This window comes from Bacteroides clarus YIT 12056 (assembly GCF_900129655.1).
Lineage (GTDB): Bacteria > Bacteroidota > Bacteroidia > Bacteroidales > Bacteroidaceae > Bacteroides > Bacteroides clarus.
In genome coordinates this window covers 424,871-451,132 of record NZ_FQWK01000005.1, presented here as the reverse complement: position 1 = coordinate 451,132, position 26,262 = coordinate 424,871, and the positions used below count along the sequence as shown (strand labels likewise).

Below are 26,262 nucleotides of genomic sequence, written 5' to 3'. Positions count from 1 at the left end.
TTAAATCAGGATTCGCCTCAGTGTGAAGATGTAGTACTCACACACAGGCTGGCAACGGTAGTAAGCGGTAGCATCATAGAGTTTCTCTCTATGTAAAGACAGAACCGCTTCGCGCTGGGCAAGCTTATCCACCCAGTCTTTCAGTGAAAAGATATATTCAGTGATATAGGAACGCTGAATACGGGACATGGTAAGCGACTGGACATGTCCGTTGTTACTTGCCAGCTCAGCAACCGGCAGATAGGGCAATTGGGGTGAAGTGAAACATGCCTCGTCCTGATAATGAGCGGCAGTCACTGTCCGGATATTCACAGAATCTTCCGCACTTACCGCACCACTGACAGTAAATGCAGCACCCGACGTCTGCCACAAAGCCAACGCAAGCACCAAAAAACCTATGACTTTTAAGTATTTGCCCATAACTATCTGCAAATATAACAGTTTATTTCATTGATTAGCTTTATACACACATCTTTTAATGTTTGTTCATGTAAATAAAAGTATAAACAAAAAAGCCGCCCCAATCTCTGGGACGGCTTTCTATATATAAAAAGAATAGTTGAATTATTCTGCTTTCGCTTCTTCAGCAGCAGGAGCTTCGGCAACCGGTGCAGTTTCTGCAGCGGGAGCAGCTTCAGCAGCAGCCTTCTTTGAACGACGGGTACGGGTAGCCTTCTTAGCAACCTTTTCCTTAGCCATGTTTTCGTTGTAGTCAACGAGTTCAATGAAGCACATTTCTGCGTTATCACCCAAACGGTTACCGGTTTTGATGATACGAGTGTAACCACCCGGACGATCAGCAATCTTCACAGAGATTTCTTTGAACAACTCAGTTACAGCATACTTGTCTTGCAAATTGCTAAATACTACACGACGAGAATTTGTCGTATCGTCCTTAGCTTTTGTAATCAAAGGCTCAACGAATTTCTTCAAAGCTTTAGCCTTTGCAACGGTCGTAGTGATTCTTTTGTGCTTAATCAAAGAACACGCCATATTAGCCAACATAGCGTTTCTATGAGAGGCAGTACGACCCAAATGGTTGAATTTTTTATTATGTCTCATTTTTTATTCTTTATCTAATTTATATTTAGAAATATCAGTTCCAAACGACAGATTCAGACTTTCCAGCAAATCATCAAGCTCGGTAAGCGATTTCTTTCCGAAATTTCTGAACTTCAGCAAATCGGTCTTGTTGAATTGTACCAAGTCGCCCAAAGTCTCTACATCGGCGGCCTTCAAACAGTTGAGGGCACGAACCGAGAGATCCATATCAACAAGCTTGGTCTTCAGCAACTGACGCATGTGCAATACTTCTTCATCAAACTCTTCATTGCCGTCAACATCGTTGCTTTCCAGCGTAATCTTCTCATCAGAGAAGAGCATGAAGTGATAAATCAGAATTTTCGCAGCTTCTTTCAGAGCTTCTTTCGGGTGAATGGAACCATCCGTAGTAATCTCAAGCACCAGCTTCTCGTAGTCAGTCTTCTGCTCAACGCGGAAGTTTTCTACCTGATACTTAACATTACGTATCGGAGTATAAATAGAATCGATAGGAATTACGTTCACGTCGGTGCAATATTCGCGGTTTTCGTCAGCAGGAACATAACCACGACCTTTGTTGATCGTAATATCTATCTGCATAGTTGATTTTGAATCTAAATGACAAATAACTAATTCAGGATTTAACACTTCAAATCCAGTCAAATACTTACCTATGTCACCTGCTTTAAATTCACTTGAATTCTCGATTGTAATACTTACCTTCTCGCTCTCGAATTCTTCAACTACTTGCTTGAATCTCACTTGTTTCAGATTCAAGATAATGTTAGTAACATCCTCTTTAACTCCCGGAACACTGGAGAATTCATGCTCAACACCTTCTATTTTGATAGTAGTGATGGCAAAACCTTCCAATGAGGAAAGCAGGATGCGGCGCAGTGCATTACCCACGGTAATACCGAAACCGGGCTCCAACGGACGAAATTCGAACTTTCCGAATTTAGAGTCCGCTTCCAACATTAATACTTTATCAGGTTTTTGAAATGCTAATATCGCCATGAAATTAATTATTATTTAGAATACAATTCTACAATCAAATGCTCTTTAATGTTTTCAGGAATGTCCGCTCTTTCAGGTATGTGCAATAACTTACCTACTTTAGCGTTGTCATCCCATTCCAACCAAGGATACTTGCTGTGATTAAAGCCAGCCAATGAGTTAGCGATAACTTCCAAAGATTTAGATCTTTCACGAACGCCAATAACCTGACCCGGTTTTACTGCATATGAAGGAACGTTTACCACTTCACCATCTACAGTAATATGCTTGTGACTAACCAACTGACGAGCAGCTGCACGAGTCGGAGCAATACCCAAACGGAATACTACATTGTCGAGACGACCTTCCAATAATTGAAGAAGTACCTCACCGGTAATACCTTTAGCGGTAGCTGCCTTCTCAAACAGGTTGCGGAATTGTTTTTCCAAAACTCCATAGGTGTATTTGGCTTTCTGTTTCTCACGAAGTTGAACACCATATTCAGAAGTTTTTCTCTTTCTTGAATTACCGTGCTGTCCGGGAGGATAGTTCTTCTTTGACAATACTTTATCTGCTCCAAAGATACCTTCACCGAATTTACGGGCTATTCTTGATTTTGGTCCAGTATATCTAGCCATTTCTTTTTAAATATTTAATTGTTATTCATGAACTTAATTTGTTGCAGCCGCGATTGTAGAGAAGAATTTACAATCCAATAACAATATCAAGTTTCATTTTTATTAAAGGTAAATCTTAAACTCTACGTCTTTTCGGAGGACGACAACCATTATGTGGAAGCGGAGTTACGTCAATGATTTCAGTAACTTCGATACCTGCACCGTGGATAGTTCTAATAGCAGACTCACGTCCGTTACCTGGACCCTTCACATATGCTTTTACCTTTCTCAAGCCAAGATCGTATGCTATCTTAGCACAGTCTTGAGCAGCCATTTGTGCTGCATAAGGAGTGTTCTTCTTAGAACCTCTAAATCCCATCTTTCCGGCAGAAGACCAAGAAATAATCTGACCTTCACTATTAGCCAGAGAAACAATAATGTTGTTGAAAGATGAATGAACATGCAACTGTCCATTAGCATCTACCTTTACATTTCTCTTTTTTGCTGCAACTGTTTTTTTTGCCATATCAACAATTATTATTTAGTAGCTTTTTTCTTATTAGCAACGGTTTTCTTTCTACCCTTACGAGTACGAGCGTTATTCTTTGTACTCTGGCCTCTAACAGGGAGACCGATACGGTGACGTACACCACGGTAACAACCGATATCCATTAAACGCTTGATGTTCAATTGAACTTCAGAGCGAAGATCACCTTCTACTTTATACTCTGCACCAATGATCTCACGAATCTTGGCAGCCTGATCATCCGTCCAGTCTTTTACTTTCAGGTCTTTGTCTACACCTGCTTTGTCCAAAATCTTTGCTGAACTACTACGACCTATTCCATATACATAGGTCAACGCAACTTCACCTCTCTTGTTTTGAGGCAAATCGACACCAACTATTCTTATAGCCATATACTAAATTATTTTTTTTGCAAAAATAATAATATTATCCTTGACGTTGTTTATACTTAGGATTTTTCTTGTTAATAACATACAAACGGCCATTACGTCTAACGATCTTACATTCTGGCGTACGTTTCTTTAAGGATGCTCTTACTTTCATATCTTAATTTTATTTATATCTAAATACAATTCTTCCTTTCGATAAATCGTAAGGAGACATTTCGACTCTTACTTTATCACCCGGCAGGATCTTGATGTAGTGCATCCGCATCTTACCGGAAATATGCGCAGTAATCTCATGTCCGTTTTCTAATTCAACACGAAACATTGCATTAGACAATGCTTCAACTATAACTCCATCTTGTTCTATTGCAGATTGCTTTGCCATATTAACTTCTTAAATTGCTTTATCTCCTAATACTTCTTCAATGAATTTGAACGATGACAATATATCAGCTTCACCACTTCCAACTGCTATGGTATGCTCAAAATGAGCTGCGTATTTACAGTCTTTGGTTCTAACTGTCCAGTCGTCGCGTTCCATTACTATTTGCCGATTACCTAAAGTAATCATCGGCTCGATTGCAATACACAAACCTTTTTTCAACATCGTCCCGTAACCACGCTTACCGTAATTAGGAACCTGAGGATCTTCATGCATCTCCTTGCCAATGCCATGACCGACAAACTCACGCACTACACCATAAGAATTAGACTCACAATGTTGTTGTATAGCATATCCTATATCACCCAACCGCTTGCCCTGAACAGCATTCTGTATTCCTATATATAGCGCTTCCTTAGTAACTTTCAGTAATTTGCGAACTTCTTCATCAACCTCACCTACACAAAACGTATAAGCCGAGTCACCACAAAAGCCGTTCATGTACGTACCGCAATCAACAGAAACAATATCACCTTCTTTAAGTACCACATCATCACTCGGAATACCATGTACTACCTGTTCATTTACAGAAGTACAAATTGAAGCCGGAAACGGATCACCGTATTGATTGGGAAAACCTTTGAAAGTAGGAACAGCACCATTATCTCTAATGAACTCTTCCGCTACTTTATCCAACTCTTTCGTAGTAACTCCGGGCTTTATAACCTTAGCTATCTCAGCCAACGTTTTCCCCACAAGCAAATTACTCTTACGGAGCAGCTCTATTTCATCTTCAGTTTTAAGAAATATCATTCTTCAGATAAGATTAATACGCAGCCACTGTACCGCTACGGCCTTTAATACGTCCTGACTTCAGCAAACCGTCATAGTGTCTCATCAACAAATGACTTTCAACCTGCTGGAGAGTATCAAGAACCACACCTACAAGAATTAACAAAGATGTACCGCCGAAGAATTGAGCAAACTCTGCTTTCACACCGAATATACCGGCAAATGCAGGCATAATAGCAACCAAAGCCAAGAAGAAAGAACCCGGCAAAGTGATACGTGACATAATCACGTCAATGTACTCTGCCGTTTGCTTTCCCGGTTTGATACCCGGAATGAAACCGTTATTCCTCTTCATATCCTCAGCCATCTGAGTCGGGTTAATGGTAATTGCAGTATAGAAATACGTAAACAGTATAATCAATACCGCAAAAATCAAATTATACCAAAAGCTTGTATGATCAGTTAATGCATGTATGAAACCGCTCGCATTATTTACATTCGAAAATCCAACGAGAGTAATAGGAATGAACATGATTGCCTGAGCAAAAATGATAGGCATCACGTTAGCTGCATTTACTTTCAAAGGAATGTACTGTCTTGCACCGCCATATTGTTTATTACCAACAATTTTCTTTGCATATTGAACAGGAATCTTTCTTGTACCTTGCACCAATAGAATGGCAAACGCAATAACAAGCAATAAGACTACAAGCTCAATCAAGAACATCACCAAACCACCGGTCTTATCAGTCATACGGGAAATCAATTCCTGAAATAAAGACTGCGGTAAACGTGCAATGATACCTACCATGATAATCAAAGAAATACCATTACCAATTCCTTTGTCTGTAATTCTCTCACCAAGCCACAAAATAAACATACTTCCAGCCGCCAATATAATGGTAGAAGTAAGCATAAACAGAGTCCAATCTAATGAAGCATTTAAGGAAGGACCAGCCTGCATTTTAAGATTGAGCAAATAAGAAGGAGCCTGAACCAACAGAATGATAATCGTCAGATAACGAGTATACTGATTCATTTTTCTTCTACCACTCTCACCTTCGCGTTGCAATTTCTGGAAATACGGTACCGCAATACCCAGCAACTGAATCACAATGGAAGCGGAGATATAAGGCATGATACCTAATGCAAAGATAGATGCATTAGAGAATGCTCCTCCAGAAAACATGTTTAACAAGGCTAAAAGACCCTCGCTTGTTTGTTGATGCAATTGTGTCAACATTGACGGATTAATACCCGGCAATACAACATACGAACCAAAACGGTAAATTGCCACAAACAATATGGTAATGAGGATCCGTTGTCTCAGATCCTCAATTTTCCATATATTCTTTAATGTTTCAATAGCTTTTCTCATCGAATTAGAGTTTTACTACTTGTCCACCAGCAGCTTCGATGGCAGCAACAGCAGTCTTAGAGAATGCATGTGCTTGTACATCCAACTTAGCAGTCAAAGTTCCGTTACCTAATACTTTTACCAACTGGCTTGCAGAAATGAAACCAGCAGCGATGAAGTCATTGATACCTACAGTCTGCAATTTTTTAGCTTCGGCCAGTTTTTGAATTGTATCCAAATTGATAGCTTTATACTCTACACGGTTGATATTTTTAAAGCCAAACTTAGGAACACGACGTTGAAGAGGCATCTGACCACCTTCAAAACCGATTTTCTTAGAGTATCCAGATCTTGATTTAGCTCCTTTATGACCTCTGGTAGAAGTACCACCCAAGCCAGAACCCGGACCACGTCCGATTCTCTTTCTTGTTTTAGTAGATCCCTCTGCAGGTTTTAAATTACTTAAGTTCATATTGTAATTCGTTTTATATTCAACAAATAATTACTTAACAATGGTAACCAAGTGTTTAACCTTATCCACCATTCCAAGAATTGAAGGAGTGCATTCGTGTTCAACCACACGATTCAACTTATGAAGTCCCAGTGCATCGAGAGTTCTCTTCTGATCAGCAGGAGCACCAATTCTACTTTTAACTTGTTTAATCTTTATAGTCGACATATTCTTCCTCCTTATCCTCTAAATACTTTTTCCATACTAACTCCTCTGTTCTGAGCAACCATACGGGCATCACGCATTTCGCTTAATGCCAAAATAGTAGCTTTCACCAAGTTGTGCGGGTTGGAAGAGCCTTTGGATTTAGCCAAAACGTCCGTTACCCCAACACTCTCAAGCACTGCACGCATCGCACCGCCTGCCACAACACCAGTACCGTGAGAAGCCGGCTTAATGAATACCTCAGCACCACCAAACTTAGCAGACTGTTCGTGAGGAACCGTACCTTTCAGTACAGGCACTTTAGTCAGGTTCTTCTTTGCAGATTCAACACCCTTAGCAATAGCGGCAGTTACTTCGCCAGCTTTACCAAGGCCCCAACCGATGATACCTTCTTCATTTCCTACTACCACAATAGCAGAGAAACTAAAAGTTCTACCACCCTTGGTTACTTTGGTTACACGATTAATAGCAACCAATCTGTCTTTCAGTTCTATATCGTTTGTAATCTTAACTCTATTATTAAGTCCTGCCATAATGATTAAAATTTAAGTCCACCGTTACGAGCAGCATCAGCCACTTCTTTTACTCTCCCATGATACAAGTAACCATTACGGTCGAAAACAACAGTAGTTATACCTGCCTCCTGAGCTTTCTTTGCAATCAGTTCACCTACTTTGGCAGCTTGTTCTTTCTTTGGCATTTTTTCAGTCATACCCAAAGAAGAAGCCGCAGCCAACGTCTTACCGGACAAATCGTCGATAATCTGAACATAGATTTGCTTATTGCTTCTAAACACACTCATACGCGGACATTCAGTTGTACCTGAAATCTTATTGCGTACTCTATATTTAATCTTAATACGTCTTTCTATTTTTGTTGTCATAATACTATCAATTTAAATGATTATTTAGCACCGGCTGATTTACCAGACTTTCTGCGAATTTCTTCGCCAACAAACTTAATACCTTTACCTTTATACGGTTCAGGCTTACGGAAAGAACGTATTTTAGAGCAAACTTGACCAAGCAATTGTTTGTCGCAAGATTCCAAAATGATAAGAGGATTCTTATTTCTTTCAGATTTTGTTTCTACTTTGATCTCAGCAGGCAACTGAATAAAGATACTGTGCGTATAACCTAAGTTCAATTCAATAATATTGCCTTGGTTAGAAGCACGATAACCTACACCGACAAGTTCCAACTCTTTCTTATATCCTTCAGATACACCAACAACCATGTTGTGAACCAATGAACGGTACAAGCCATGGAATGCATGCTTCTGCTTCGGATTATCCAGCATTGCATTTTCATTCTCTGTCAAAACGACATGGCCTTCTTCGATGGCAACATTGATAGCAGGATCTACATATTGGCTCATTTCGCCTTTGGGTCCCTTTACGGCAACCACATTATCCTTCAGAGTAACTGTTACTCCAGCGGGGATACTAATGGGTAATTTTCCTATTCTTGACATTGCTAATTCCTCCTATTAATATACATAACACAAAACTTCACCACCGATCTTCAGTTCAGCGGCTTCTTTGTTGGTCATTACACCTTTGGAAGTAGATATTATAGCAATACCCAAACCATTAATAACTCGCGGCATATCTTTGTAACCGGTATATTGACGCAAACCCGGAGAAGAAATTCTTTCCAGTTTCTTGATAGCGTTAACTTTGTTAACCGGATCATACTTCAAGGCAACTTTAATAGTACCTTGAGGACCATCTTCTACAAACTTGTAATTAAGGATGTAGCCTTTTTCAAAAAGAATCTTAGTGATTTCTTTTTTCAAATTTGAAGCGGGAACTTCAACAACTCTGTGCTTTGCTTGAATAGCGTTCCGCAACCTCGTCAAATAATCTGCTATTGGATCAGTCATATAAAAATAAATTAAATTAATCAGGACTACCCTGACAATATTTAAAAAACAAAAATTACCAGCTTGCTTTCTTTACACCTGGGATAAGACCATTGGATGCCATCTCACGGAACTGAATTCTGGAGATACCGAATTGACGGATATATCCTTTAGGACGACCAGTCAATTTACAACGGTTGTGCATACGAATAGGGTTAGAATTCTTAGGCAGGTCCTGCAATTTCTGTGCAGCTTCAAAAGCTTCAGCAGGATCACCTGTTCTAACGATTTGCTTCAATGCAGCTCTTTTCTCGGCATATTTGGCTACTAATTTGGCACGCTTTACTTCGCGTGCTTTCATTGATTCCTTTGCCATATTATCAATCTTTTTTAGCGTTCTTAAACGGTAAACCGAATTCTTTCAACAAGGCATAACCTTCTTCATCTGTTTGCGCAGAGGTTACAAAGGTAATATTCATTCCGAGAATTCTGGTAATACTATCGATATTAATTTCAGGGAAAATGATTTGTTCCTGAATACCAAGGGTATAGTTACCCTTTCCATCGAACTTACTTTCAATACCCTTGAAGTCACGGATACGCGGCAGAGCTACACGAACCAATTTTTCAAGGAATTCGTACATTCTCTCGCGACGCAAAGTTACCATAACACCAATCGGCATTTTCTTACGCAACTTAAAGTTAGCGATATCTTTACGAGAAATGGTTGCAACGGCTTTCTGGCCAGTGATCGCAGTCATTTCATTAATTGCCACTTCGATAATCTTCTTATCAGCAACGGCCATACCTAAACCCTGATTGATAACAATCTTCTTAAGTACGGGTACCTGCATTGAAGAAGAATACTGGAACTGTGATTTCAATGCAGGCGCAATACGCTCTGCATATTCTTTCTTAAGGCTAGCAGTATTACTCATTACTTAATCTCCTCTCCTGATTTTTTAGAATAACGCACTAAAGTGCCGTCAGCACTTAATTTTCTACCAACACGCGTTGCTTTACCAGTTTTTGGATCAACCGGATTCAAGTTTGAAATGTGGATAGAAGCTTCTTGCTTCACGATACCACCTTGCGGGTTCTTTGCATTCGGTTTTGTGCTCTTAGACACCATGTTGATACCCTCAACGATTGCACGTTTTTTATCAACAAGAACCTTCAATACACGACCAGTCTTACCTTTGTCTTCGCCAGAATTTACGTAAACTGTATCGCCTTTTTTAATATGTAATTTACTCATTACTTAAATCTTTTACAAAATTAAAGTACTTCAGGAGCGAGTGACACAACTTTCATGTTAGTAGCACGAAGTTCACGAGCTACCGGACCGAAAATACGACTACCTCTAATTTCACCTGCATTGTTCAGCAACACGCAAGCATTATCATCAAAACGTATATAAGAACCATCAGCACGACGGATTTCTTTCTTAGTACGTACGATCAAAGCTTTAGACACTGCACCTTTTTTAATATCACTTGAAGGGATAACGCTCTTTACAGAAACAACAATCACGTCCCCTACTGAAGCATAGCGACGACCTGTACCGCCCAAAACGCGAATACAGAGAGCCTCTTTTGCCCCACTATTATCACATACTGTAAGTCTGGATTCTACTTGTATCATAATTACTTAGCTCTTTCAATTATTTCAACCAATCTCCATCTCTTAGTCTTGCTCAAAGGACGAGTTTCCATGATGCGTACAGTATCGCCGATATTGCACTCATTCTTTTCATCATGAGCATGGTACTTCTTCGTCTTACTAACGAACTTACCATATATGGGGTGTTTTTCCTTAAACTTAGCTGCAACGGTGATAGTCTTATCCATCTTATCGCTCAGCACAACCCCTGTTCTTTCTTTTCTTAAATTTCTTGCTTCCATCAAGCTCATCATTTATTGTTAAGTTCTCTCTGGCGTAATTCAGTTTTCATACGCGCAATAGTCCTGCGTAATTGTTTGATCTGAGCAGGATTATCCAAAGGAGAAATAGAATGATTTAAAACCATTTGGCTATAGTTAGCCACTTCTGCTTCTACTCTTTCTACCAAATCATTGGTAGTCATTTCTTTAATTTCTGCAATTTTCATACTTCTTACGCATTTTGATTTTGGATATCATAATCACGTCTAACCACAAACTTGGTTGTGATAGGAAGCTTCTGTGCAGCTAGGCGCAAAGCTTCTTTTGCGATTTCATAAGAAACTCCTTCAGCTTCAATAATAATTCTACCCGGTGTAACAGGAGCAACGAATCCCTCGGGGCTACCTTTACCTTTACCCATACGTACGTCAGCAGGCTTTCTTGTAATAGGTTTATCCGGGAAAATACGAATCCAAATCTGTCCTTGACGTTGCATATATCTTGTCACTGCAATACGCGCAGCTTCAATCTGACGGCCTGTAATCCATTTCGTCTCCAAGGCCTTAATACCAAAAGAACCGAAAGCCAACTGGTTTCCTCTTTGGGCATTACCTTTTTGACGGCCTTTTTGTTGTCTTCTGAATTTTGTCTTTTTCGGTTGTAACATAATTCCTAAAAATCAAATTCGTTAGCGATTATTTTTCTTTCTTTTGAAGTTCTTTCCGCCATTGTTTCCGCTATTGCTTCCACGACCACTTTCTTTGCTTTGCGTAAAGTTCGGAGCCAATTCCTTCTTACCATAAACTTCACCTCTACAAATCCAAACTTTAATACCGAGAAGACCTACCTTAGTCAATGCTTCTGCATGACAATAGTCGATGTCTGCTCTGAAAGTGTGCAACGGAGTTCTTCCTTCCTTATACATTTCAGAACGGGCCATTTCTGCACCATTCAAACGTCCTGAAATCTGAATTTTGATACCTTCCGCACCCATACGCATAGTATTGGCGATAGCCATTTTGATAGCGCGGCGATAGGCGATTTTACCTTCTACCTGGCGAGCGATGTTGTTAGCCACGATAACAGCGTCCAACTCAGGTCTTTTCACTTCGAAGATATTGATCTGGATATCTTTATCAGTGACCTTCTTCAATTCTTCTTTCAGCTTATCAACTTCTTGGCCACCTTTACCGATAATAATACCCGGACGTGCTGTACAAACGGTAATAGTCACGAGTTTCAGTGTACGTTCGATTACAATTCTTGAAACGCTTGCTTTAGCAAGACGAGCGTTCAAATATTTACGAATCTTGCTATCTTCCAGCAAAGAGTCGCCGTAATTCTTTCCACCATACCAATTGGAATCCCATCCTCTGATAATTCCTAAACGGTTGCTTATTGGATTAACTTTTTGTCCCATTTACCTTAATTTTGATCTTCGTTATTACTTTTAGAACCAACGAACAACGTTACGTGGTTTGAACGTTTGCGGATTCTGTAACCTCTACCCTGCGGAGCCGGTCTCATTCTTTTGAGTGTAGCGCCACCATCAACAAAAATCTTGGTTACGAACAGCTCGCCGCTTTCAGCTTTACGTTCGTTTTTCTGCTCCCAGTTAGCAATTGCAGAACGCAGCAACTTTTCCACTCTGGCTGCAGCCTCTTTTGAAGAGAACTTCAAAACGCCGAGTGCTCTGTTCACTTCCATCCCACGAATCATGTCAGCCACGAGACGCATTTTACGGGGGGAAGTAGGAACATTTTGCAATTTCGCAAAATACATGGTCTTAAGGGCTTCTTTTCTTTTTTCAGCCGATATTTTTTTTCTTGCTCCCATTATATTATTACTTTATTATTTCAGATAAATCCTGTTTTATTTTTTCTTGTTACCAGCGTGTCCTCTGAATGTACGAGTTGGAGCGAATTCGCCCAACTTGTGTCCTACCATATTTTCGGTAACATAAACAGGAATAAATTTATTTCCATTGTGAACTGCAACAGTATGGCCTACGAAATCAGGCGAAATCATTGAAGCTCTGGCCCAAGTCTTAACTACCACTTTCTTGCCCGACTCATTCATGGCAAGCACTTTTTTCTCAAGCTTAACGTTAATATACGGACCTTTTTTTAATGAACGACTCATAATTTACTCAATTAATCAGATTACTTCTTTCTTCTCTCAATAATATACTTAGACGATTGTTTCTTCGGAGCTCTTGTTTTAAGACCCTTAGCGTACAATCCCTTGCGAGATCTCGGGTGTCCTCCTGAAGCACGTCCTTCACCACCACCCATCGGGTGATCAACCGGGTTCATAACAACACCACGGTTACGCGGACGACGTCCTAACCAACGAGAACGTCCAGCTTTACCTGAACTTTCCAATCCATGATCTGAGTTACCAACGCTACCGATAGTAGCCTTACATGTGCTGAGGATCTGACGAACCTCACCAGAAGGCAACTTGATAACGCAGTATTTACCTTCTCTTGAAGTCAACTGAGCGAAGTTACCGGCCGAGCGAACCAAAGCAGCGCCTTGACCCGGACGTAATTCGATGTTGTGAATTACGGTACCGACCGGAATATTCTGAAGCGGAAGAGCATTACCGATTTCCGGAGCAGCAGTTTCACCTGACATCAAAGTCGCACCAACTTGCAATCCATTGGGAGCAATAATATATCTTTTTTCACCATCTGCATAAAACAACAAAGCGATACGAGCCGAACGGTTCGGATCGTATTCAATTGTTTTAACCACTGCAGGTACACCGTCCTTATTTCTCTTGAAGTCTACGATACGGATAATCTTCTTACTACCGCCACCGATGTAGCGCATGGTCATTTTACCGGTATTGTTACGACCACCGGTAGATTTCTTACCAAATACAAGAGACTTTTCTGGTACTCGTGCAGTAATCTCTTCGAAAGTACCAATAATTTTATGTCTTTGCCCCGGTGTTGTGGGCTTAAATTTACGTACTGCCATTTCTTTTAAATATTGCTATAAAAATCAATAGTATCTCCTTCTTTCAACGTAACAATAGCTTTCTTATAAGCATTCGTACGTCCGTTGATGATACCTGCACGCGTATAACGGCTCTTGTTTTTGCCGGCATAGCGAATGGTGCTCACATCAACCACGGTAACGTTGTAAAGGGCTTCAACTTCGTTCTTAATTTCCAGTTTATTAGCTTCAGGACGCACGATAAAGCCGAAACGATTGTTCGCCTTATCTGTAATTGCAGTCATTTTTTCTGTCACTAACGGTTTAATAATAATTCCCATTATTTAAGCCTCCTTTTTACATTAAGATATTGTCGATAGCAGAAAGTGCGCTTTCAGCAAACACAACAACACCAGCGTCCAATACTCTGTAAGTATTTAACCCTGAGATAGTCTGCACATTGGCGCCCTTCACGTTACGAGCCGACAAATATACGTTTTTATTTGCTTCCGGTAAAACTACAAGCAGCTTTTTGTCAGAAACTTTAAGATTTTTTGTCATAACAACAAAATCTTTCGTCTTAGGAGCTTCAAAGTTGAAGTCTTCTACTACAACGATAGCATTGTTCTGAGCCTTATATGACAAAGCCGACTTACGTGCCAGAGCCTTTACTTTCTTATTCAGTTTGAAGTAATAATCTCTCGGTTTCGGACCGAATACGCGTCCACCACCAACGAGTACCGGTGAGTTCATGTCACCACGACGTGCACCACCGCCACCTTTCTGGCGACCGATTTTACGAGTGGAACCGCTGATTTCACTTCTTTCTTTTGACTTGTGTGTACCCTGACGCTGGTTAGCCATAAACTGTTTAACGTCCAAGTAGATAGCGTGATCGTTGGGCTCAATTCCGAAGATAGACTCGTTTAACGTAATCTTTCTCCCAGTATCTTCACCTTTAATGTTATATACGTTAACTTCCATTATTTCTCAATTATTACGATTGAACCTTTGCAACCAGGAACAGAACCCTTAATCAAAAGGAGATTATGCTCCGCGATTACTTTTAATACCTGCAGATTTTGAACAGTCACTCTATCTCCACCAAGCTGTCCGCCCATGCGCATTCCTTTGAACACTTTTGCAGGGTAAGAACAAGCACCGATAGAACCCGGCTTACGAGCGCGATTGTGCTGACCGTGAGTAGTCTGACCTACACCGCCGAAACCATGACGTTTCACAACACCCTGGAAACCCTTACCTTTAGAAGTACCTACAACGTCAACGAAGTCAACGCCTTCGAACAATTCTACGGTAACAGTATCACCCAGATTCAATTCTGTCTCAAATTCTTTGAACTCAGCCAAGTGTTTCTTGGGAGTTACTCCGGCTTTCTTGAAGTGGCCCATAAGAGGCTTTGTAGTGTGCTTTTCCTTTTTGTCCTGGAAACCCAACTGAACAGCTTGATAGCCATCCTTTTCTACAGTCTTCACTTGAGTAACAACACAAGGACCTGCTTCGATAACAGTGCATGGTACATTCTTACCCTCGGCACTGAAAACGGATGTCATTCCGATTTTTTTTCCTAATAATCCTGGCATTTCACTAAATTTTTAATACTTACACTTTGATTTCTACTTCCACACCACTCGGTAACTCCAACTTCATCAGAGCATCTACTGTCTTAGCTGTTGAGCTATAGATGTCGATCAATCTCTTGTAAGAAGAGAGTTCGAATTGTTCACGCGACTTCTTGTTAACGAAAGTCGAACGGTTTACGGTAAAGATACGCTTATGCGTAGGAAGAGGAATCGGACCGCTAACGATGGCGCCCGTCGTCTTCACCGTTCTTACAATCTTCTCAGCTGACTTGTCAACCAAGTTGTGGTCGTAAGATTTCAGTTTGATTCTAATTTTTTGACTCATTACTGTCTTAATTATTAATAGTGTTATTATAATAAGATAAAGTTCCGTAGGTTAAGAGTCATTCGCTAACCTACGGACTTTAGTTATTTTTTTAGATTAAGTCTGTACGACCTTTTACTTCTTCCAATACTGCCTTGGCAATAGAGTTAGAAACCTGAGCATGGTGAGAATATACCATTGAAGAAGTTGCACGACCAGAAGTGATAGTACGCAACGCAGTCACGTAACCGAACATTTCTGCCAGCGGAACCATCGCCTTCACGATACGGGCACCCGAACGACTTGATTCCATACCTTCTACCTGACCGCGACGCTTATTCAAGTCACCGATAACATCACCCATGTTTTCTTCCGGAGTAACAACTTCCAGCTTCATGATAGGCTCCATCAATACCGGACCTGCCTTAGCGCAAGCGTTCTTGTATGCCTGAATAGCACATATTTCAAATGACAACTGGTCAGAGTCAACCGGGTGGAAAGAACCGTCGACCAAAGTCACTTTCAGTGAATCCAGCGGATAGCCGGCCAACACACCGTTCTTCATTGCAGTTGTGAAACCCTTCTGTACAGACGGAATGAATTCCTTAGGAATATTACCGCCCTTCACTTCGTCAACAAACTGCAAACCGCCTTGAGTAAAGTCCTCATCAACAGGACCGATATTCACGATGATATCCGCAAACTTACCGCGACCACCCGACTGCTTCTTGTAAACTTCGCGCAAGTTAACAGTCTTCGTGATAGCTTCCTTATAGTTAACCTGAGGTTTACCCTGATTACATTCAACCTTGAACTCACGTTTCAGACGGTCGATGATGATATCCAAGTGGAGCTCACCCATACCGGAGATAACCGTCTGGCCTGTCTGCTCATCAGTCTTGACTGTAAACGTCGGATCTTCTTCGGCCAATTTAGCCAAACCGTTAGACAGCTTATCCATATCCTTCTGAGTCTTAGGTTCGACTGCGATACCGATTACCGGTTCGGGGAAGTCCATAGACTCCAATACGATCGGCGCAGTTTCGTCGCACAGCGTATCACCGGTATGAATATCCTTAAAGCCTACACCTGCACCAATATCACCGGCACCAATCACTTCAACAGGATTCTGCTTATTTGAGTGCATCTGGAACAGACGGGAAACACGTTCCTTCTTGCCAGAGCGAGAATTGTAAATATAAGAACCGGCTTCAATCTTACCTGAGTAAACGCGGAAGAAAGTCAAACGGCCTACATACGGGTCGGTCGCAATCTTGAACGCCAAGGCAGAAGTCTTTTCGTCTTCACTCGGCTTACGGTCTTCTTCAGCACCGGTTTCGGGATTTGTACCGACAACGTTTTCTGTATCCAACGGAGAAGGCAAGAATGCGCAAACGTAGTCAAGCAAAGTCTGTACACCCTTGTTTTTGAATGAAGAACCGCACAACATAGGAACAACAGCCATTTGTACTGTAGCGTTACGGAGAGCTCTCAAGACTTCTTCTTCTGTGATAGTAGAAGGATCATCGAAATATTTCTCCATCAAAGCATCGTCAAACTCAGCTACTTTTTCGAGCATTTTATCTCTCCATTCGTTAGCTTCGTCTATCAGGTTGGCCGGGATTTCCTCTACCGTATAGTCAGCACCCATCGTTTCATCATGCCAGTAGATAGCTTTCATCTTGATAAGGTCTACCAGACCTTTGAAAGACTCTTCAGCACCGATAGGCACAACGATAGGACAAGGATTAGCACCCAAAACGTCCTTCATCTGGCGAACAACTTCGAAGAAATCGGCACCCGAACGGTCCATTTTATTAACGTATGCGATACGCGGCACGTTATATTTATCAGCCTGACGCCAAACGGTTTCGGATTGCGGTTCAACGCCACCTACTGCACAGTAAGCAGCAACGGCGCCATCAAGAATACGCAAAGAACGCTCTACCTCAGCGGTAAAGTCAACGTGTCCCGGGGTATCAATCAAATTGATTTTATAAGTATCACCGGCATATTTCCAACGAGTGGTAGTAGCGGCGGAAGTGATAGTGATACCACGTTCCTGCTCTTGCTCCATCCAGTCCATTGTAGCGGCACCATCGTGTACCTCACCGATTTTGTGGGTCAAACCCGTATAAAACAAAATACGTTCAGAGGTTGTTGTCTTTCCGGCATCGATGTGGGCCATGATACCGATATTACGTGTCAAATGTAAATCATTCTTTGCCATTTTCTAATTCCTTTTACTTTAAGTTTTTAATCTTCGATTGGTTAGTTTCTTATAGTATTAGAATCTGAAATGAGCAAATGCACGGTTAGCTTCAGCCATTCTGTGCATATCTTCTTTACGTTTGAAAGCACCGCCTTGTTCGTTGAAAGCATCCATAATTTCAGCAGCCAGTTTGTCAGCCATAGACTTACCGCCACGCTTGCGCGCAAAAATAATCAGGTTTTTCATTGAGATTGACTCCTTGCGGTCGGGACGGATTTCAGTAGGAACTTGGAAAGTAGCGCCACCTACACGGCGAGACTTCACTTCCACTTGAGGAGTTACGTTGTCCAAAGCTTTTTTCCAGATTTCAAGAGCTGATTTCTCTTCATTCTGCATTTTGTTCTTCACTGTTTCCAAAGCGGCGTAGAAGATTTCATAAGAGGTATTCTTCTTTCCGTCGTACATCAAGTGGTTAACGAACTTGGAAACTTTCACATCATTAAAAACGGGATCCGGAAGGATGATACGTTTTTTAGGTTTTGCTTTTCTCATTTGTCTGAAAGAATAATGTTTTTCGTTCTTGGTTGTTTACTTCTGTTTTCTTCAACTCTCCCACCGGAGTGTTTACTCAACCTTTAGCATTTCCAACAAACTAAAACGTAAGTTATTACTTTTAATTTTACTGTTTATCAGCTTCGGCCGCTTGATTATTTCTTCTTAGCGGGAGCGGCCTGCCCCGGTTTCGGACGCTTAGCACCGTATTTGGAACGTCTTTGAGTACGGTTGGCAACGCCTGCTGTATCCAAAGTACCACGAACGATGTGATAACGTACACCCGGAAGGTCTTTTACACGACCGCCGCGTACCAATACGATTGAGTGTTCCTGCAAGTTGTGACCTTCTCCCGGAATGTAAGAGTTCACCTCTTTACCGTTGGTCAAACGCACACGAGCTACTTTACGCATAGCTGAATTCGGTTTCTTCGGAGTGGTAGTGTACACTCTCACGCAAACGCCACGTCTTTGAGGACAAGAATCCAAGGCGGGAGACTTACTTTTCTCTACCAAAACCTCGCGTCCTTTTCTTACTAATTGCTGAATTGTAGGCATTTTAATTGTTTTTAGTTATATATTATTGTTTATATTAATTCAAAACTATACACTTTTGGGCTGCAAAGATACTAATAAGTTTTGAATAATCAATGCACTACAAGTTTTTTTTTGATTTTATGCTTCCCCCTTAATGTTGGGCAGCGGCGGAAGAGGTTGCTCGTCCGGCATACGGATAGAACCGAAAGCGCGTTCGTATTTACCTATATTTTCTTCAAGCGCGCGCAGCAGGCGTTTGGCGTGCTCGGGCGCCAGCACAATGCGCGACTGCACTCCGGCCTTGGGCATCCCCGGCATCACCCGTATAAAATCCATGATAAACTCCGAGCTGGAGTGAGTGATGATGGCAAGATTGGCATAAGTGCCTTGCGCCACCTCTTCTTTCAGCTCTATCTGCAACTGTCCGTTATTATTCTCTTGATTTTCCATATTATCCATACATTATTATAATTAAGAGGCAAATATACTTCTTTCGTTCAGAACATACAAAATACTTCGAAGCAAAAGCAGCCGCCTGCCGGAAAGAATAAAGAAGTCCGCCCCTGCAAGCCTGTCAACCTGCAAGGGCGAAACCTCTATATTGCCGTTACGCTATTTTCCGATTGTCTTTTATCACAACTCTCACGCATGCACCGGCGGGGCAGTTCTTTTACCAGCTTCGTTTTCAACGAGAATATTTCGGTATGCATTTCTTTGACCCGCGTATTCAGCCCGAAATAATCCTGTAGCACTTTCTCCAACTGCCCGACCAGGAACGCATACTGTTCTCTGACCAATTCGCTGAACTCTTTCATTTTCTCCATTTTCTTCTTGCCTCGTTTGGACAGGAACGGAAGGAATGCCATCAGACATTCCAACACCTTTTCAATAATCGCTTTCATCTTTCATTCCATTATTTTCGTTCATACCACACAGATACGGTTCATCCCAACGAATTCTCTTCTTCCCCGTCATTACCGGCGGCGGCGCCATTCCCGCCGTTACCCTTCTGGGAATCCAGATAAGTCTGCAAGTCTACAAACTCCATGGCATCTTCCGCACGTGTGGAAGCGGGGTCGGGACGTACGCCGATAGAGGGGCGGAAATTGATACGTACCGTCCGAATCTTCTTCGCCGTACAATCCTTTTCCGCTTCCGCACCTTCGGTACGCGCCGAGAGGCTGAACACTCCAAAGTCGCGGATATTTACCGAATGTCCGTTATATAGATTCGTACGCATACACTCCACGAAATTGGCAATCACACTGAAGATATCTCCTTTGGAAAGTGAACTGTTCTCTTTCATCTGATAAACCATGCGGTCGATGCCTACGTTCTGCCCTAAAGTAAGCAACTGCAGATGATACTTTGCCACCGCCGACTTATCCGCCACATTCTTACACAATGCCTTTTTAAATACAATAGCCATACTTTTGTCTCCTTTTTGATTTTAAATGAATACTATCTTTATGTTCACTTCGCCGGCTTGGTAAAACAAAGATACTGCAAAGAGGAAGTAAGGCCGACCGGCGAACGTTGCCGACGGTTGCCCGGGTATGCGGATGTATCCAGAACCGGAGCCTTGCACACTCGCTCATTCGCTCCCCATCCTTTTCACCACTTCTCTCCCGCCAGCGAAACGGAAGCCTACTGCATCCTTATCACCAACGTCAACTACCGCGAAGGCAGCATGACGCTCTATGGCCGGACGATAACCTGCCCGTGCGGCGACTCCATTAAGAGCCTCGACACCTGGGCACGCCTTTTCCGCTGGAGCAAAACCCGCGTTCTCCGATTCTTCCTGAATTTGCAAAAACTGCAACTGATAAAGTACAGCATAGACCATAGCCTTGCCCACATCCATGTAGTGGATTTTCTGCCGGGACGAACAGTTCGACCGCTTCTGGCAGGCATATCACGACCTCACCCTCTTGCCCAAGCGGAGCATAGGGCGCACCCGCCGAGAATGGCTGCGCCTCTCCTCCGAAGAACGCAACATGGCGATAGAGCAGATACCCTACTACGAAGGGCTGGCCAATATACGCTATTACAAACAGGCGATAAGCTATCTGGCTGACAAATGTTCTTTGGACGAGGAAGACGGGTACTGACAAAAGCGAGAGGAAAGGCAAAGCATAATGGGTGAAATATGAGATAGCAGGGGAAAAACATAAAAAAACAAAACAGAGTGGATACTACGAATTTTCAAATAACGGAGATAGAAAAGGCAGTGCTTGGAGCACTGATGATAGAGAAAAAAGCTTTCCCGCTGGTGGCACAGACGCTGCGCCCGGAGATGTTCTATCACGAAAAGGAACAAACGTTGTATGCGGTGCTTGAAAACATGCACCGCAACAACGAACCGATAGACATACTGACAGTGAAAGAGGCTTTACAAAAGCGAGGTAAATTGGATGAAGCAGGCGGTGCATACGGCATCGTCCGTCTATCATCGAAAGTGACGAGTTCGGCACACATCGAACTGCACGCCTAGCTTATCAAAGACCGCTACCTGAGACGTGAACTGATTGTAGGTATCAACAGCCTGACTTCCCGGTCCGAGGACCCTACCTACGACATCGAAGATATACTGAACGTCCGGCACCTGCTGACAGACCGTATCGAAAACAAATGTAGCTGGACGTAACAGTTGCGCCCTATGCAGCAGCTTATGGAAGAGACCATAGCCAAAGCGGAGCAGCGCATCGGAAACACCAAGAACGGCGTAACGGGCATACCCACCGGACTGGCCGGATTAGACCGCCTGACGTCCGGTTGGCAAGCGTGCGACCTGAACATCATCGCCGCCCGTCCCTCGGTGGGCAAGACTGCCATAGCCCTGCATCTGGCAAAAGCCGCTGCAAGCGCCGGACGGCATGTGGTGTTTTACAGTATAGAGATGCAGGGAGAGCGGCTATCCGTCCGACGGACTGGGTGTAATCATGGTGGCGAAATACCGTAACGGTGAAACAGGGAACGTTTACTTCGGACACAACAAGAGCATAACCGCCATCGGAGACTATGTGCCGCCAATGGAGTATATGCTGAAGCATTGCAAGTAAACTCTCCATCTTCCCCATATCCATCCAAAAGTTTCTTGTCTCCATGTGATAAAAGAAAAAAGAGAACCTCTTGCAAGGCTCTCTTTTTTCATTATAAAAATCACTGATTGTATTAGCGTAGTATATTACTCTTCTACTTTATCATCCACAGCATAGTCGAGCACCGTTTTCTTATTGGCAAGCATACGGTCGTACTCTTCTTTTGAACCGACAATGACCTTGTCGAACTCACGCTGGCCTGTACCGGCAGGAATCAAGTGACCGCAGATAACATTCTCCTTCATACCTTCCAAACGGTCTACCTTACCGTTGATAGCGGCTTCATTGAGCACCTTCGTCGTTTCCTGGAAGGAAGCGGCCGACATGAAGCTCGAAGTCTGCAAAGCGGCACGGGTAATACCCTGAAGAATCTGTGTAGAAGTAGCGGGCACTGCATCACGTACCGAAACGGGGTTCAAGTCGCGACGTTTCAGCATGGAGTTCTCGTCACGCAGCTTGCGGGCAGTGACAATCTGTCCCGGTTGCAGGTTCTGAGAATCTCCGGCGTCTACTACTACCTTCTTACCCCAGATACGGTCGTTTTCTTCCATGAACTCGAGCTTGTCCACTACCTGTTGTTCCAGGAAGCGGGTATCGCCCGGCTCGTCGATTTCAACCTTACGCATCATCTGGCGAACGATGATTTCAAAGTGCTTGTCGTTAATCTTCACACCTTGCAGACGGTAAACGTCTTGTACTTCGTTCACGATATATTCCTGTACAGCCGTAGGACCTTTAATGGCAAGGATATCGGCAGGCGTAATGGCACCGTCGGACAACGGAGTACCGGCACGCACGTAGTCGTTCTCCTGTACCAGAATCTGCTTAGACAGCGGCACAAGGTACTTTTTGACTTCTCCGGTCTTAGAGGTAACGATGATTTCACGGTTACCGCGTTTCACTTTACCCATTGTAACCTCACCGTCGATTTCGGAAACCACGGCAGGGTTAGACGGATTACGGGCCTCGAACAATTCAGTGACACGAGGAAGACCACCCGTGATATCACCCGCCTTACCAACGGCACGCGGAATCTTCACGATTACTTCACCGGCTTTTACTTTCTGTCCGTCTTCTACTACCACGTGGCCGCCCACAGGAAGGTTGTAAGTACGGATAAGCTCGCCGGCCTCGGTCATGATATGCGCAGTAGGAACCTTCGTCTTGTCCTTAGACTCGATGATGATGATTTCGCGCAAACCGGTAGATTCATCGGATTCCACCTTATAGGTAACGTTCTCGATAACGCCTTCAAACTCAATCTTACCGGTAGCTTCAGTAATGATAACCGCGTTGAACGGGTCCCAACGGGCAATCAACTTGCCTTTCTCTACCACTTCGCCGTCGGCTGCGTAGAGCGTAGAACCGTAGGGTACGTTGTGTGTGGAAAGCACGATACCAGTATTGACATCTACGAAGCGCACTTCGGCCAAACGACCTACCACTACTTTTGCGGGTTCGCCTGCTTCGTCAATGATATCTACCGTACGGAGCTCTTCGAATTCCAGACGGGAAGGATTTTTGGCAACGATACTTGCGTTGGCAGCGATGTTGGCCGCCGTACCACCGGCGTGGAACGTACGCAACGTCAACTGCGTACCCGGCTCACCGATGGACTGTGCGGCTATTACGCCGACAGCTTCACCCTTCTGAACCATGCGGCTGGTAGCCAGGTTACGTCCGTAACACTTGGCGCAAACACCTTTCTTGGATTCACAAGTCAATACAGAACGGATTTCAACGCTCTCAATCGGAGAGTCCTCAATCTTCTGCGCAATGGCTTCGGTAATTTCCTCACCGCCTGCAACAAGCAATTCGCCGGTTGTAGGGTGAACGATATCATGTACGGATACACGTCCCAGGATACGTTCGTACAGCGTGGCGATTGTTTCATCGTTGTTCTTCAAAGCCGTACAAACCAGTCCGCGAAGCGTACCGCAGTCTTCTTCATTGATAATCACATCGTGAGACACGTCGACCAGACGACGGGTCAGGTATCCGGCATCGGCTGTCTTCAAAGCGGTATCGGCAAGACCCTTACGGGCACCGTGGGTAGAGATAAAGTACTCCAACACGGAAAGACCTTCCTTAAAGTTAGAAAGAATCGGATTCTCGATAATCTGACCACCTTCGGCACCTGCCTTCTGAGGCTTCGCCATCAAACCACGCATACCGGAAAGCTGACGAATCTGTTCCTTAGAACCACGGGCTCCCGAATCCAACATCATGTATACGGAGTTGAATCCCTGGTCGTCGCTTGAAATGGTTTTCATCAGGATGTTTGACAACTCGGAGTTTACGTGTGTCCAGATGTCGATTACCTGGTTGTAACGCTCGTTGTTGGTGATGAAACCCATGTTATAGTTGTTGATTACCTGCTCTACTTCTTCGTAACCTTTCTGTACCAGCGCTTCCTTCTCTTCGGGAATGATGATATCGCCCAAGTTGAACGAAAGACCGCCCTTGAAGGCCATCTGATAACCGAGGTTCTTAATTCCGTCGAGGAATTCGGCCGCTTCTGCCACACCACAAACCTTGATTACGTGGCTGATGATGTCACGAAGTGACTTCTTGGAAATAATCGTATTGATGTAACCCGCTTTGGCAGGTACGATTTCGTTTACAATAACACGGCCTACCGAAGTGTCGTGCATCATCTTATCCACTACATTGCCGTTTTCGTCAATGTCCTTAACGATAACGCTGATAGGCGCGTGGATATCGCACTTGCCTTCGTTGTAGGCAATAAGCGCTTCTTCGGGGCCGTAGAAAGTAAGGCCTTCACCCTTAGCTCCCTTACGCAACTTGGTGATATAGTACAAACCGAGTACCATATCCTGTGCAGGCACTGTGATAGGCGCACCGTTGGCAGGGTTCAGGATATTATGTGACTGGAGCATCAGCATCTGCGCTTCCAGAATAGCTTCGTTGCTCAAAGGCAAGTGAACGGCCATTTGGTCACCGTCAAAGTCGGCGTTGAATGCCGTACATGCCAACGGATGCAACTGGATTGCCTTACCTTCAATCATCTTAGGCTGGAATGCCTGAATACCCAGACGGTGAAGTGTCGGGGCACGGTTCAGCAATACCGGATGTCCTTTCATTACGTGTTCCAGTATGTCCCAGATAACGGGTTCCTTGCGATCTACAATCTTCTTGGCACTCTTCACCGTCTTTACGATACCGCGCTCGATGAGCTTGCGGATGATAAACGGCTTGTAGAGTTCGGCTGCCATGAGTTTAGGAATACCGCACTCGCCCATCTTCAATTCCGGACCTACAACGATTACGGAACGTGCGGAATAGTCGACGCGCTTACCCAGCAGGTTCTGACGGAAACGTCCCTGCTTACCTTTCAAACTGTCGGAAAGGGACTTCAAAGGACGGTTGGCATCGGTCTTCACCGCACTCGACTTACGGGAGTTATCGAACAATGAGTCGACAGCCTCCTGCAACATGCGCTTCTCATTACGCAAAATCACTTCGGGAGCCTTGATTTCAATCAATCTCTTCAAGCGGTTGTTACGGATGATAACGCGACGGTAAAGGTCGTTCAGGTCGGAAGTGGCGAAACGTCCGCCATCTAACGGTACCAACGGACGGAGTTCGGGTGGGATAACCGGCACGATACGTACAATCATCCACTCGGGCTTGTTACGTCCGCGTGATGCACGGAAAGACTCGACTACTTGCAGACGCTTCAAAGCTTCACTCTTGCGCTGTTGCGAAGCATCGCTGCCCGCACGGTTACGCAGGTCGTAAGACAATGAGTCGAGGTCGATGCGTGACAGCAGGTCGTAAATAGCTTCCGCACCCATCTTAGCAACAAACTTATTGGGGTCTGAATCTTCAAGGTACTGGTTGTCGCTTGGCAACTTGTCCAACAGATCCAGGTATTCTCCTTCTTCGAGCAAATCGAACTGTGCTACCTCGCCTTCCAATACACCCGGCTGGATAACCACATAACGCTCGTAGTAGATAATGGCATCGAGTTTCTTGGTAGGCAAGCCCAACAAGTAACCGATTTTATTAGGAAGTGAACGGAAATACCAGATGTGAGCTACCGGCACAACCAACTGGATGTGTCCCATACGCTCGCGACGTACTTTCTTTTCTGTCACTTCCACACCGCAACGGTCGCAGACAATGCCTTTGTAACGGATGCGTTTGTACTTACCGCAATGGCACTCATAGTCCTTGATAGGACCAAAAATGCGCTCGCAGAACAAACCGTCGCGCTCTGGCTTATACGTACGATAGTTGATGGTTTCAGGCTTTAAAACTTCACCACTCGAATTCTCCAGGATTTCTTCGGGAGAAGCCAAACCGATAGAGATTTTCGAGAAATTACTCTTTATCTTGTTATCTTTTCTAAAAGCCATACTTTTATATATAATTGATAATTGAGAATTAAAAATTGAAAAATAAATGTTGATAAGTCGGGAACTGAGGGTTGAGAGGTATCATCTCCCAATCCTCAATTCTCAAATTT

The 26,262-nt window shown here is 43.4% G+C and carries 42 protein-coding genes; 3 read left to right on the top strand and 39 right to left on the bottom strand.

What is annotated here, in order from left to right; translation table 11 throughout:
• From BUB52_RS11440 to BUB52_RS11255, 38 genes are all read right to left on the bottom strand, one after another.
• A complete protein-coding gene (locus BUB52_RS11440) occupies positions 1-420 on the bottom strand; it encodes a hypothetical protein (protein WP_009122267.1) in 420 nt (139 codons plus the stop codon).
• A gap of 144 nt (positions 421-564) precedes the next feature.
• Positions 565-1,062, bottom strand: a complete 498-nt coding sequence (gene rplQ / locus BUB52_RS11435; protein ID WP_009122266.1) for a 50S ribosomal protein L17 — start codon at positions 1,060-1,062, stop codon at positions 565-567.
• A gap of 3 nt (positions 1,063-1,065) precedes the next feature.
• Complete coding sequence (locus BUB52_RS11430) at positions 1,066-2,058, bottom strand: DNA-directed RNA polymerase subunit alpha (protein WP_009122265.1); 993 nt, start codon at positions 2,056-2,058, stop codon at positions 1,066-1,068.
• 11 nt (positions 2,059-2,069) lie between these two features.
• Entirely contained in the window at positions 2,070-2,675 is a 606-nt protein-coding gene (rpsD, locus tag BUB52_RS11425) for a 30S ribosomal protein S4 (protein ID WP_009122264.1), read from the bottom strand.
• Positions 2,676-2,790: 115 nt separating this feature from the next.
• Positions 2,791-3,180, bottom strand: coding sequence for a 30S ribosomal protein S11 (rpsK, locus tag BUB52_RS11420; protein WP_002558049.1), 390 nt, complete (start codon positions 3,178-3,180; stop codon positions 2,791-2,793).
• Between the two features lie 11 nt (positions 3,181-3,191).
• Positions 3,192-3,572 (bottom strand): 30S ribosomal protein S13, encoded by a 381-nt coding sequence (rpsM, locus tag BUB52_RS11415; protein WP_009122263.1) that lies wholly within the window; start codon positions 3,570-3,572, stop codon positions 3,192-3,194.
• Between the two features lie 34 nt (positions 3,573-3,606).
• Positions 3,607-3,723, bottom strand: coding sequence for a type B 50S ribosomal protein L36 (gene ykgO / locus BUB52_RS11410; protein ID WP_002558051.1), 117 nt, complete (start codon positions 3,721-3,723; stop codon positions 3,607-3,609).
• A gap of 9 nt (positions 3,724-3,732) precedes the next feature.
• Complete coding sequence (gene infA, locus BUB52_RS11405; protein WP_002558052.1) at positions 3,733-3,951, bottom strand: translation initiation factor IF-1; 219 nt, start codon at positions 3,949-3,951, stop codon at positions 3,733-3,735.
• 9 nt (positions 3,952-3,960) lie between these two features.
• The gene (gene map, locus BUB52_RS11400; RefSeq protein ID WP_009122262.1) at positions 3,961-4,761 is read right to left on the bottom strand and encodes a type I methionyl aminopeptidase; all 801 of its coding nucleotides are present in this window, start codon (positions 4,759-4,761) and stop codon (positions 3,961-3,963) included.
• A gap of 13 nt (positions 4,762-4,774) precedes the next feature.
• The gene (gene secY, locus BUB52_RS11395) at positions 4,775-6,118 is read right to left on the bottom strand and encodes a preprotein translocase subunit SecY (protein WP_005656513.1); all 1,344 of its coding nucleotides are present in this window, start codon (positions 6,116-6,118) and stop codon (positions 4,775-4,777) included.
• Between the two features lie 4 nt (positions 6,119-6,122).
• A complete protein-coding gene (gene rplO, locus BUB52_RS11390) occupies positions 6,123-6,569 on the bottom strand; it encodes a 50S ribosomal protein L15 (protein WP_009122261.1) in 447 nt (148 codons plus the stop codon).
• A 30-nt stretch (positions 6,570-6,599) separates the two neighbouring features.
• A complete protein-coding gene (gene rpmD / locus BUB52_RS11385) occupies positions 6,600-6,776 on the bottom strand; it encodes a 50S ribosomal protein L30 (RefSeq protein WP_004291222.1) in 177 nt (58 codons plus the stop codon).
• Between the two features lie 11 nt (positions 6,777-6,787).
• On the bottom strand, positions 6,788-7,306 hold the full coding sequence (gene rpsE / locus BUB52_RS11380; protein ID WP_005656517.1) for a 30S ribosomal protein S5: 519 nt from the start codon (positions 7,304-7,306) through the stop codon (positions 6,788-6,790).
• A gap of 5 nt (positions 7,307-7,311) precedes the next feature.
• Entirely contained in the window at positions 7,312-7,656 is a 345-nt protein-coding gene (rplR, locus tag BUB52_RS11375; RefSeq protein ID WP_005656518.1) for a 50S ribosomal protein L18, read from the bottom strand.
• A gap of 20 nt (positions 7,657-7,676) precedes the next feature.
• Positions 7,677-8,246 (bottom strand): 50S ribosomal protein L6, encoded by a 570-nt coding sequence (gene rplF / locus BUB52_RS11370; RefSeq protein WP_009122260.1) that lies wholly within the window; start codon positions 8,244-8,246, stop codon positions 7,677-7,679.
• A gap of 15 nt (positions 8,247-8,261) precedes the next feature.
• The gene (gene rpsH / locus BUB52_RS11365) at positions 8,262-8,657 is read right to left on the bottom strand and encodes a 30S ribosomal protein S8 (RefSeq protein ID WP_004291226.1); all 396 of its coding nucleotides are present in this window, start codon (positions 8,655-8,657) and stop codon (positions 8,262-8,264) included.
• A 55-nt stretch (positions 8,658-8,712) separates the two neighbouring features.
• Positions 8,713-9,012: a 30S ribosomal protein S14 gene (gene rpsN, locus BUB52_RS11360; RefSeq protein WP_005656523.1), complete on the bottom strand. Its 300-nt coding sequence runs from the start codon at positions 9,010-9,012 to the stop codon at positions 8,713-8,715.
• Positions 9,013-9,016: 4 nt separating this feature from the next.
• Entirely contained in the window at positions 9,017-9,574 is a 558-nt protein-coding gene (gene rplE, locus BUB52_RS11355) for a 50S ribosomal protein L5 (protein ID WP_004294559.1), read from the bottom strand.
• The gene (gene rplX, locus BUB52_RS11350; protein ID WP_005656526.1) at positions 9,574-9,894 is read right to left on the bottom strand and encodes a 50S ribosomal protein L24; all 321 of its coding nucleotides are present in this window, start codon (positions 9,892-9,894) and stop codon (positions 9,574-9,576) included. The genes rplE and rplX overlap by 1 nt, the downstream gene beginning before the upstream one ends.
• A gap of 20 nt (positions 9,895-9,914) precedes the next feature.
• A complete protein-coding gene (gene rplN / locus BUB52_RS11345; RefSeq protein ID WP_005825700.1) occupies positions 9,915-10,280 on the bottom strand; it encodes a 50S ribosomal protein L14 in 366 nt (121 codons plus the stop codon).
• 2 nt (positions 10,281-10,282) lie between these two features.
• The gene (rpsQ, locus tag BUB52_RS11340) at positions 10,283-10,552 is read right to left on the bottom strand and encodes a 30S ribosomal protein S17 (RefSeq protein ID WP_005656533.1); all 270 of its coding nucleotides are present in this window, start codon (positions 10,550-10,552) and stop codon (positions 10,283-10,285) included.
• Positions 10,549-10,746, bottom strand: coding sequence for a 50S ribosomal protein L29 (gene rpmC, locus BUB52_RS11335; RefSeq protein WP_005656537.1), 198 nt, complete (start codon positions 10,744-10,746; stop codon positions 10,549-10,551). The genes rpsQ and rpmC overlap by 4 nt, the downstream gene beginning before the upstream one ends.
• Positions 10,747-10,751: 5 nt before the next feature.
• Positions 10,752-11,186: a 50S ribosomal protein L16 gene (gene rplP, locus BUB52_RS11330; RefSeq protein ID WP_005656538.1), complete on the bottom strand. Its 435-nt coding sequence runs from the start codon at positions 11,184-11,186 to the stop codon at positions 10,752-10,754.
• A 21-nt stretch (positions 11,187-11,207) separates the two neighbouring features.
• Positions 11,208-11,939, bottom strand: a complete 732-nt coding sequence (rpsC, locus tag BUB52_RS11325) for a 30S ribosomal protein S3 (RefSeq protein ID WP_004291235.1) — start codon at positions 11,937-11,939, stop codon at positions 11,208-11,210.
• 5 nt (positions 11,940-11,944) lie between these two features.
• Complete coding sequence (rplV, locus tag BUB52_RS11320) at positions 11,945-12,355, bottom strand: 50S ribosomal protein L22 (protein ID WP_004291236.1); 411 nt, start codon at positions 12,353-12,355, stop codon at positions 11,945-11,947.
• Between the two features lie 36 nt (positions 12,356-12,391).
• On the bottom strand, positions 12,392-12,661 hold the full coding sequence (gene rpsS, locus BUB52_RS11315; protein ID WP_002558070.1) for a 30S ribosomal protein S19: 270 nt from the start codon (positions 12,659-12,661) through the stop codon (positions 12,392-12,394).
• 20 nt (positions 12,662-12,681) lie between these two features.
• Positions 12,682-13,506, bottom strand: a complete 825-nt coding sequence (gene rplB / locus BUB52_RS11310; protein WP_009122259.1) for a 50S ribosomal protein L2 — start codon at positions 13,504-13,506, stop codon at positions 12,682-12,684.
• A gap of 5 nt (positions 13,507-13,511) precedes the next feature.
• A complete protein-coding gene (rplW, locus tag BUB52_RS11305; RefSeq protein WP_009122258.1) occupies positions 13,512-13,805 on the bottom strand; it encodes a 50S ribosomal protein L23 in 294 nt (97 codons plus the stop codon).
• A gap of 16 nt (positions 13,806-13,821) precedes the next feature.
• Positions 13,822-14,448: a 50S ribosomal protein L4 gene (gene rplD, locus BUB52_RS11300; RefSeq protein ID WP_009122257.1), complete on the bottom strand. Its 627-nt coding sequence runs from the start codon at positions 14,446-14,448 to the stop codon at positions 13,822-13,824.
• A complete protein-coding gene (gene rplC / locus BUB52_RS11295) occupies positions 14,448-15,065 on the bottom strand; it encodes a 50S ribosomal protein L3 (protein ID WP_009122256.1) in 618 nt (205 codons plus the stop codon). Before rplC ends, rplD begins: the two co-directional genes overlap by 1 nt.
• Positions 15,066-15,084: 19 nt before the next feature.
• Positions 15,085-15,390: a 30S ribosomal protein S10 gene (gene rpsJ, locus BUB52_RS11290; RefSeq protein WP_004291244.1), complete on the bottom strand. Its 306-nt coding sequence runs from the start codon at positions 15,388-15,390 to the stop codon at positions 15,085-15,087.
• Between the two features lie 91 nt (positions 15,391-15,481).
• A complete protein-coding gene (gene fusA, locus BUB52_RS11285; protein WP_009122255.1) occupies positions 15,482-17,599 on the bottom strand; it encodes an elongation factor G in 2,118 nt (705 codons plus the stop codon).
• A 57-nt stretch (positions 17,600-17,656) separates the two neighbouring features.
• A complete protein-coding gene (gene rpsG, locus BUB52_RS11280; RefSeq protein ID WP_005656559.1) occupies positions 17,657-18,133 on the bottom strand; it encodes a 30S ribosomal protein S7 in 477 nt (158 codons plus the stop codon).
• A gap of 155 nt (positions 18,134-18,288) precedes the next feature.
• A complete protein-coding gene (gene rpsL, locus BUB52_RS11275) occupies positions 18,289-18,690 on the bottom strand; it encodes a 30S ribosomal protein S12 (RefSeq protein WP_004291249.1) in 402 nt (133 codons plus the stop codon).
• A 117-nt stretch (positions 18,691-18,807) separates the two neighbouring features.
• Positions 18,808-19,119 (bottom strand): DUF3467 domain-containing protein, encoded by a 312-nt coding sequence (locus BUB52_RS11270; RefSeq protein WP_039950870.1) that lies wholly within the window; start codon positions 19,117-19,119, stop codon positions 18,808-18,810.
• Positions 19,120-19,265: 146 nt separating this feature from the next.
• Positions 19,266-19,571 carry a hypothetical protein gene (locus BUB52_RS11265; RefSeq protein ID WP_009122253.1) on the bottom strand — a complete coding sequence of 102 codons (306 nt, stop codon included), beginning with the start codon at positions 19,569-19,571 and terminating at the stop codon, positions 19,266-19,268.
• A 41-nt stretch (positions 19,572-19,612) separates the two neighbouring features.
• Entirely contained in the window at positions 19,613-20,098 is a 486-nt protein-coding gene (locus tag BUB52_RS11260; protein ID WP_009122252.1) for an HU family DNA-binding protein, read from the bottom strand.
• Positions 20,099-20,263: 165 nt separating this feature from the next.
• Positions 20,264-20,533: a hypothetical protein gene (locus BUB52_RS11255; protein WP_039950807.1), complete on the bottom strand. Its 270-nt coding sequence runs from the start codon at positions 20,531-20,533 to the stop codon at positions 20,264-20,266.
• Between the two features lie 67 nt (positions 20,534-20,600).
• On the opposite strand from BUB52_RS11255, the gene BUB52_RS15620 reads away from it, so the two are divergent.
• The 3 genes from BUB52_RS15620 to BUB52_RS15990 all read left to right on the top strand — a co-directional run bounded on the left by BUB52_RS15620 (position 20,601) and on the right by BUB52_RS15990 (position 21,631).
• Positions 20,601-20,780 (top strand): hypothetical protein, encoded by a 180-nt coding sequence (locus BUB52_RS15620; protein WP_139259710.1) that lies wholly within the window; start codon positions 20,601-20,603, stop codon positions 20,778-20,780.
• 77 nt (positions 20,781-20,857) lie between these two features.
• Entirely contained in the window at positions 20,858-21,163 is a 306-nt protein-coding gene (locus tag BUB52_RS15995; protein ID WP_009122250.1) for a DnaB-like helicase N-terminal domain-containing protein, read from the top strand.
• 165 nt (positions 21,164-21,328) lie between these two features.
• The gene (locus BUB52_RS15990; RefSeq protein WP_009122249.1) at positions 21,329-21,631 is read left to right on the top strand and encodes a DnaB-like helicase C-terminal domain-containing protein; all 303 of its coding nucleotides are present in this window, start codon (positions 21,329-21,331) and stop codon (positions 21,629-21,631) included.
• 225 nt (positions 21,632-21,856) lie between these two features.
• Here the strand turns inward: BUB52_RS15990 and rpoC are convergent, their stop codons facing one another.
• Positions 21,857-26,152, bottom strand: a complete 4,296-nt coding sequence (gene rpoC / locus BUB52_RS11240) for a DNA-directed RNA polymerase subunit beta' (RefSeq protein ID WP_009122247.1) — start codon at positions 26,150-26,152, stop codon at positions 21,857-21,859.
• Positions 26,153-26,262: the final 110 nt, after the last annotated feature.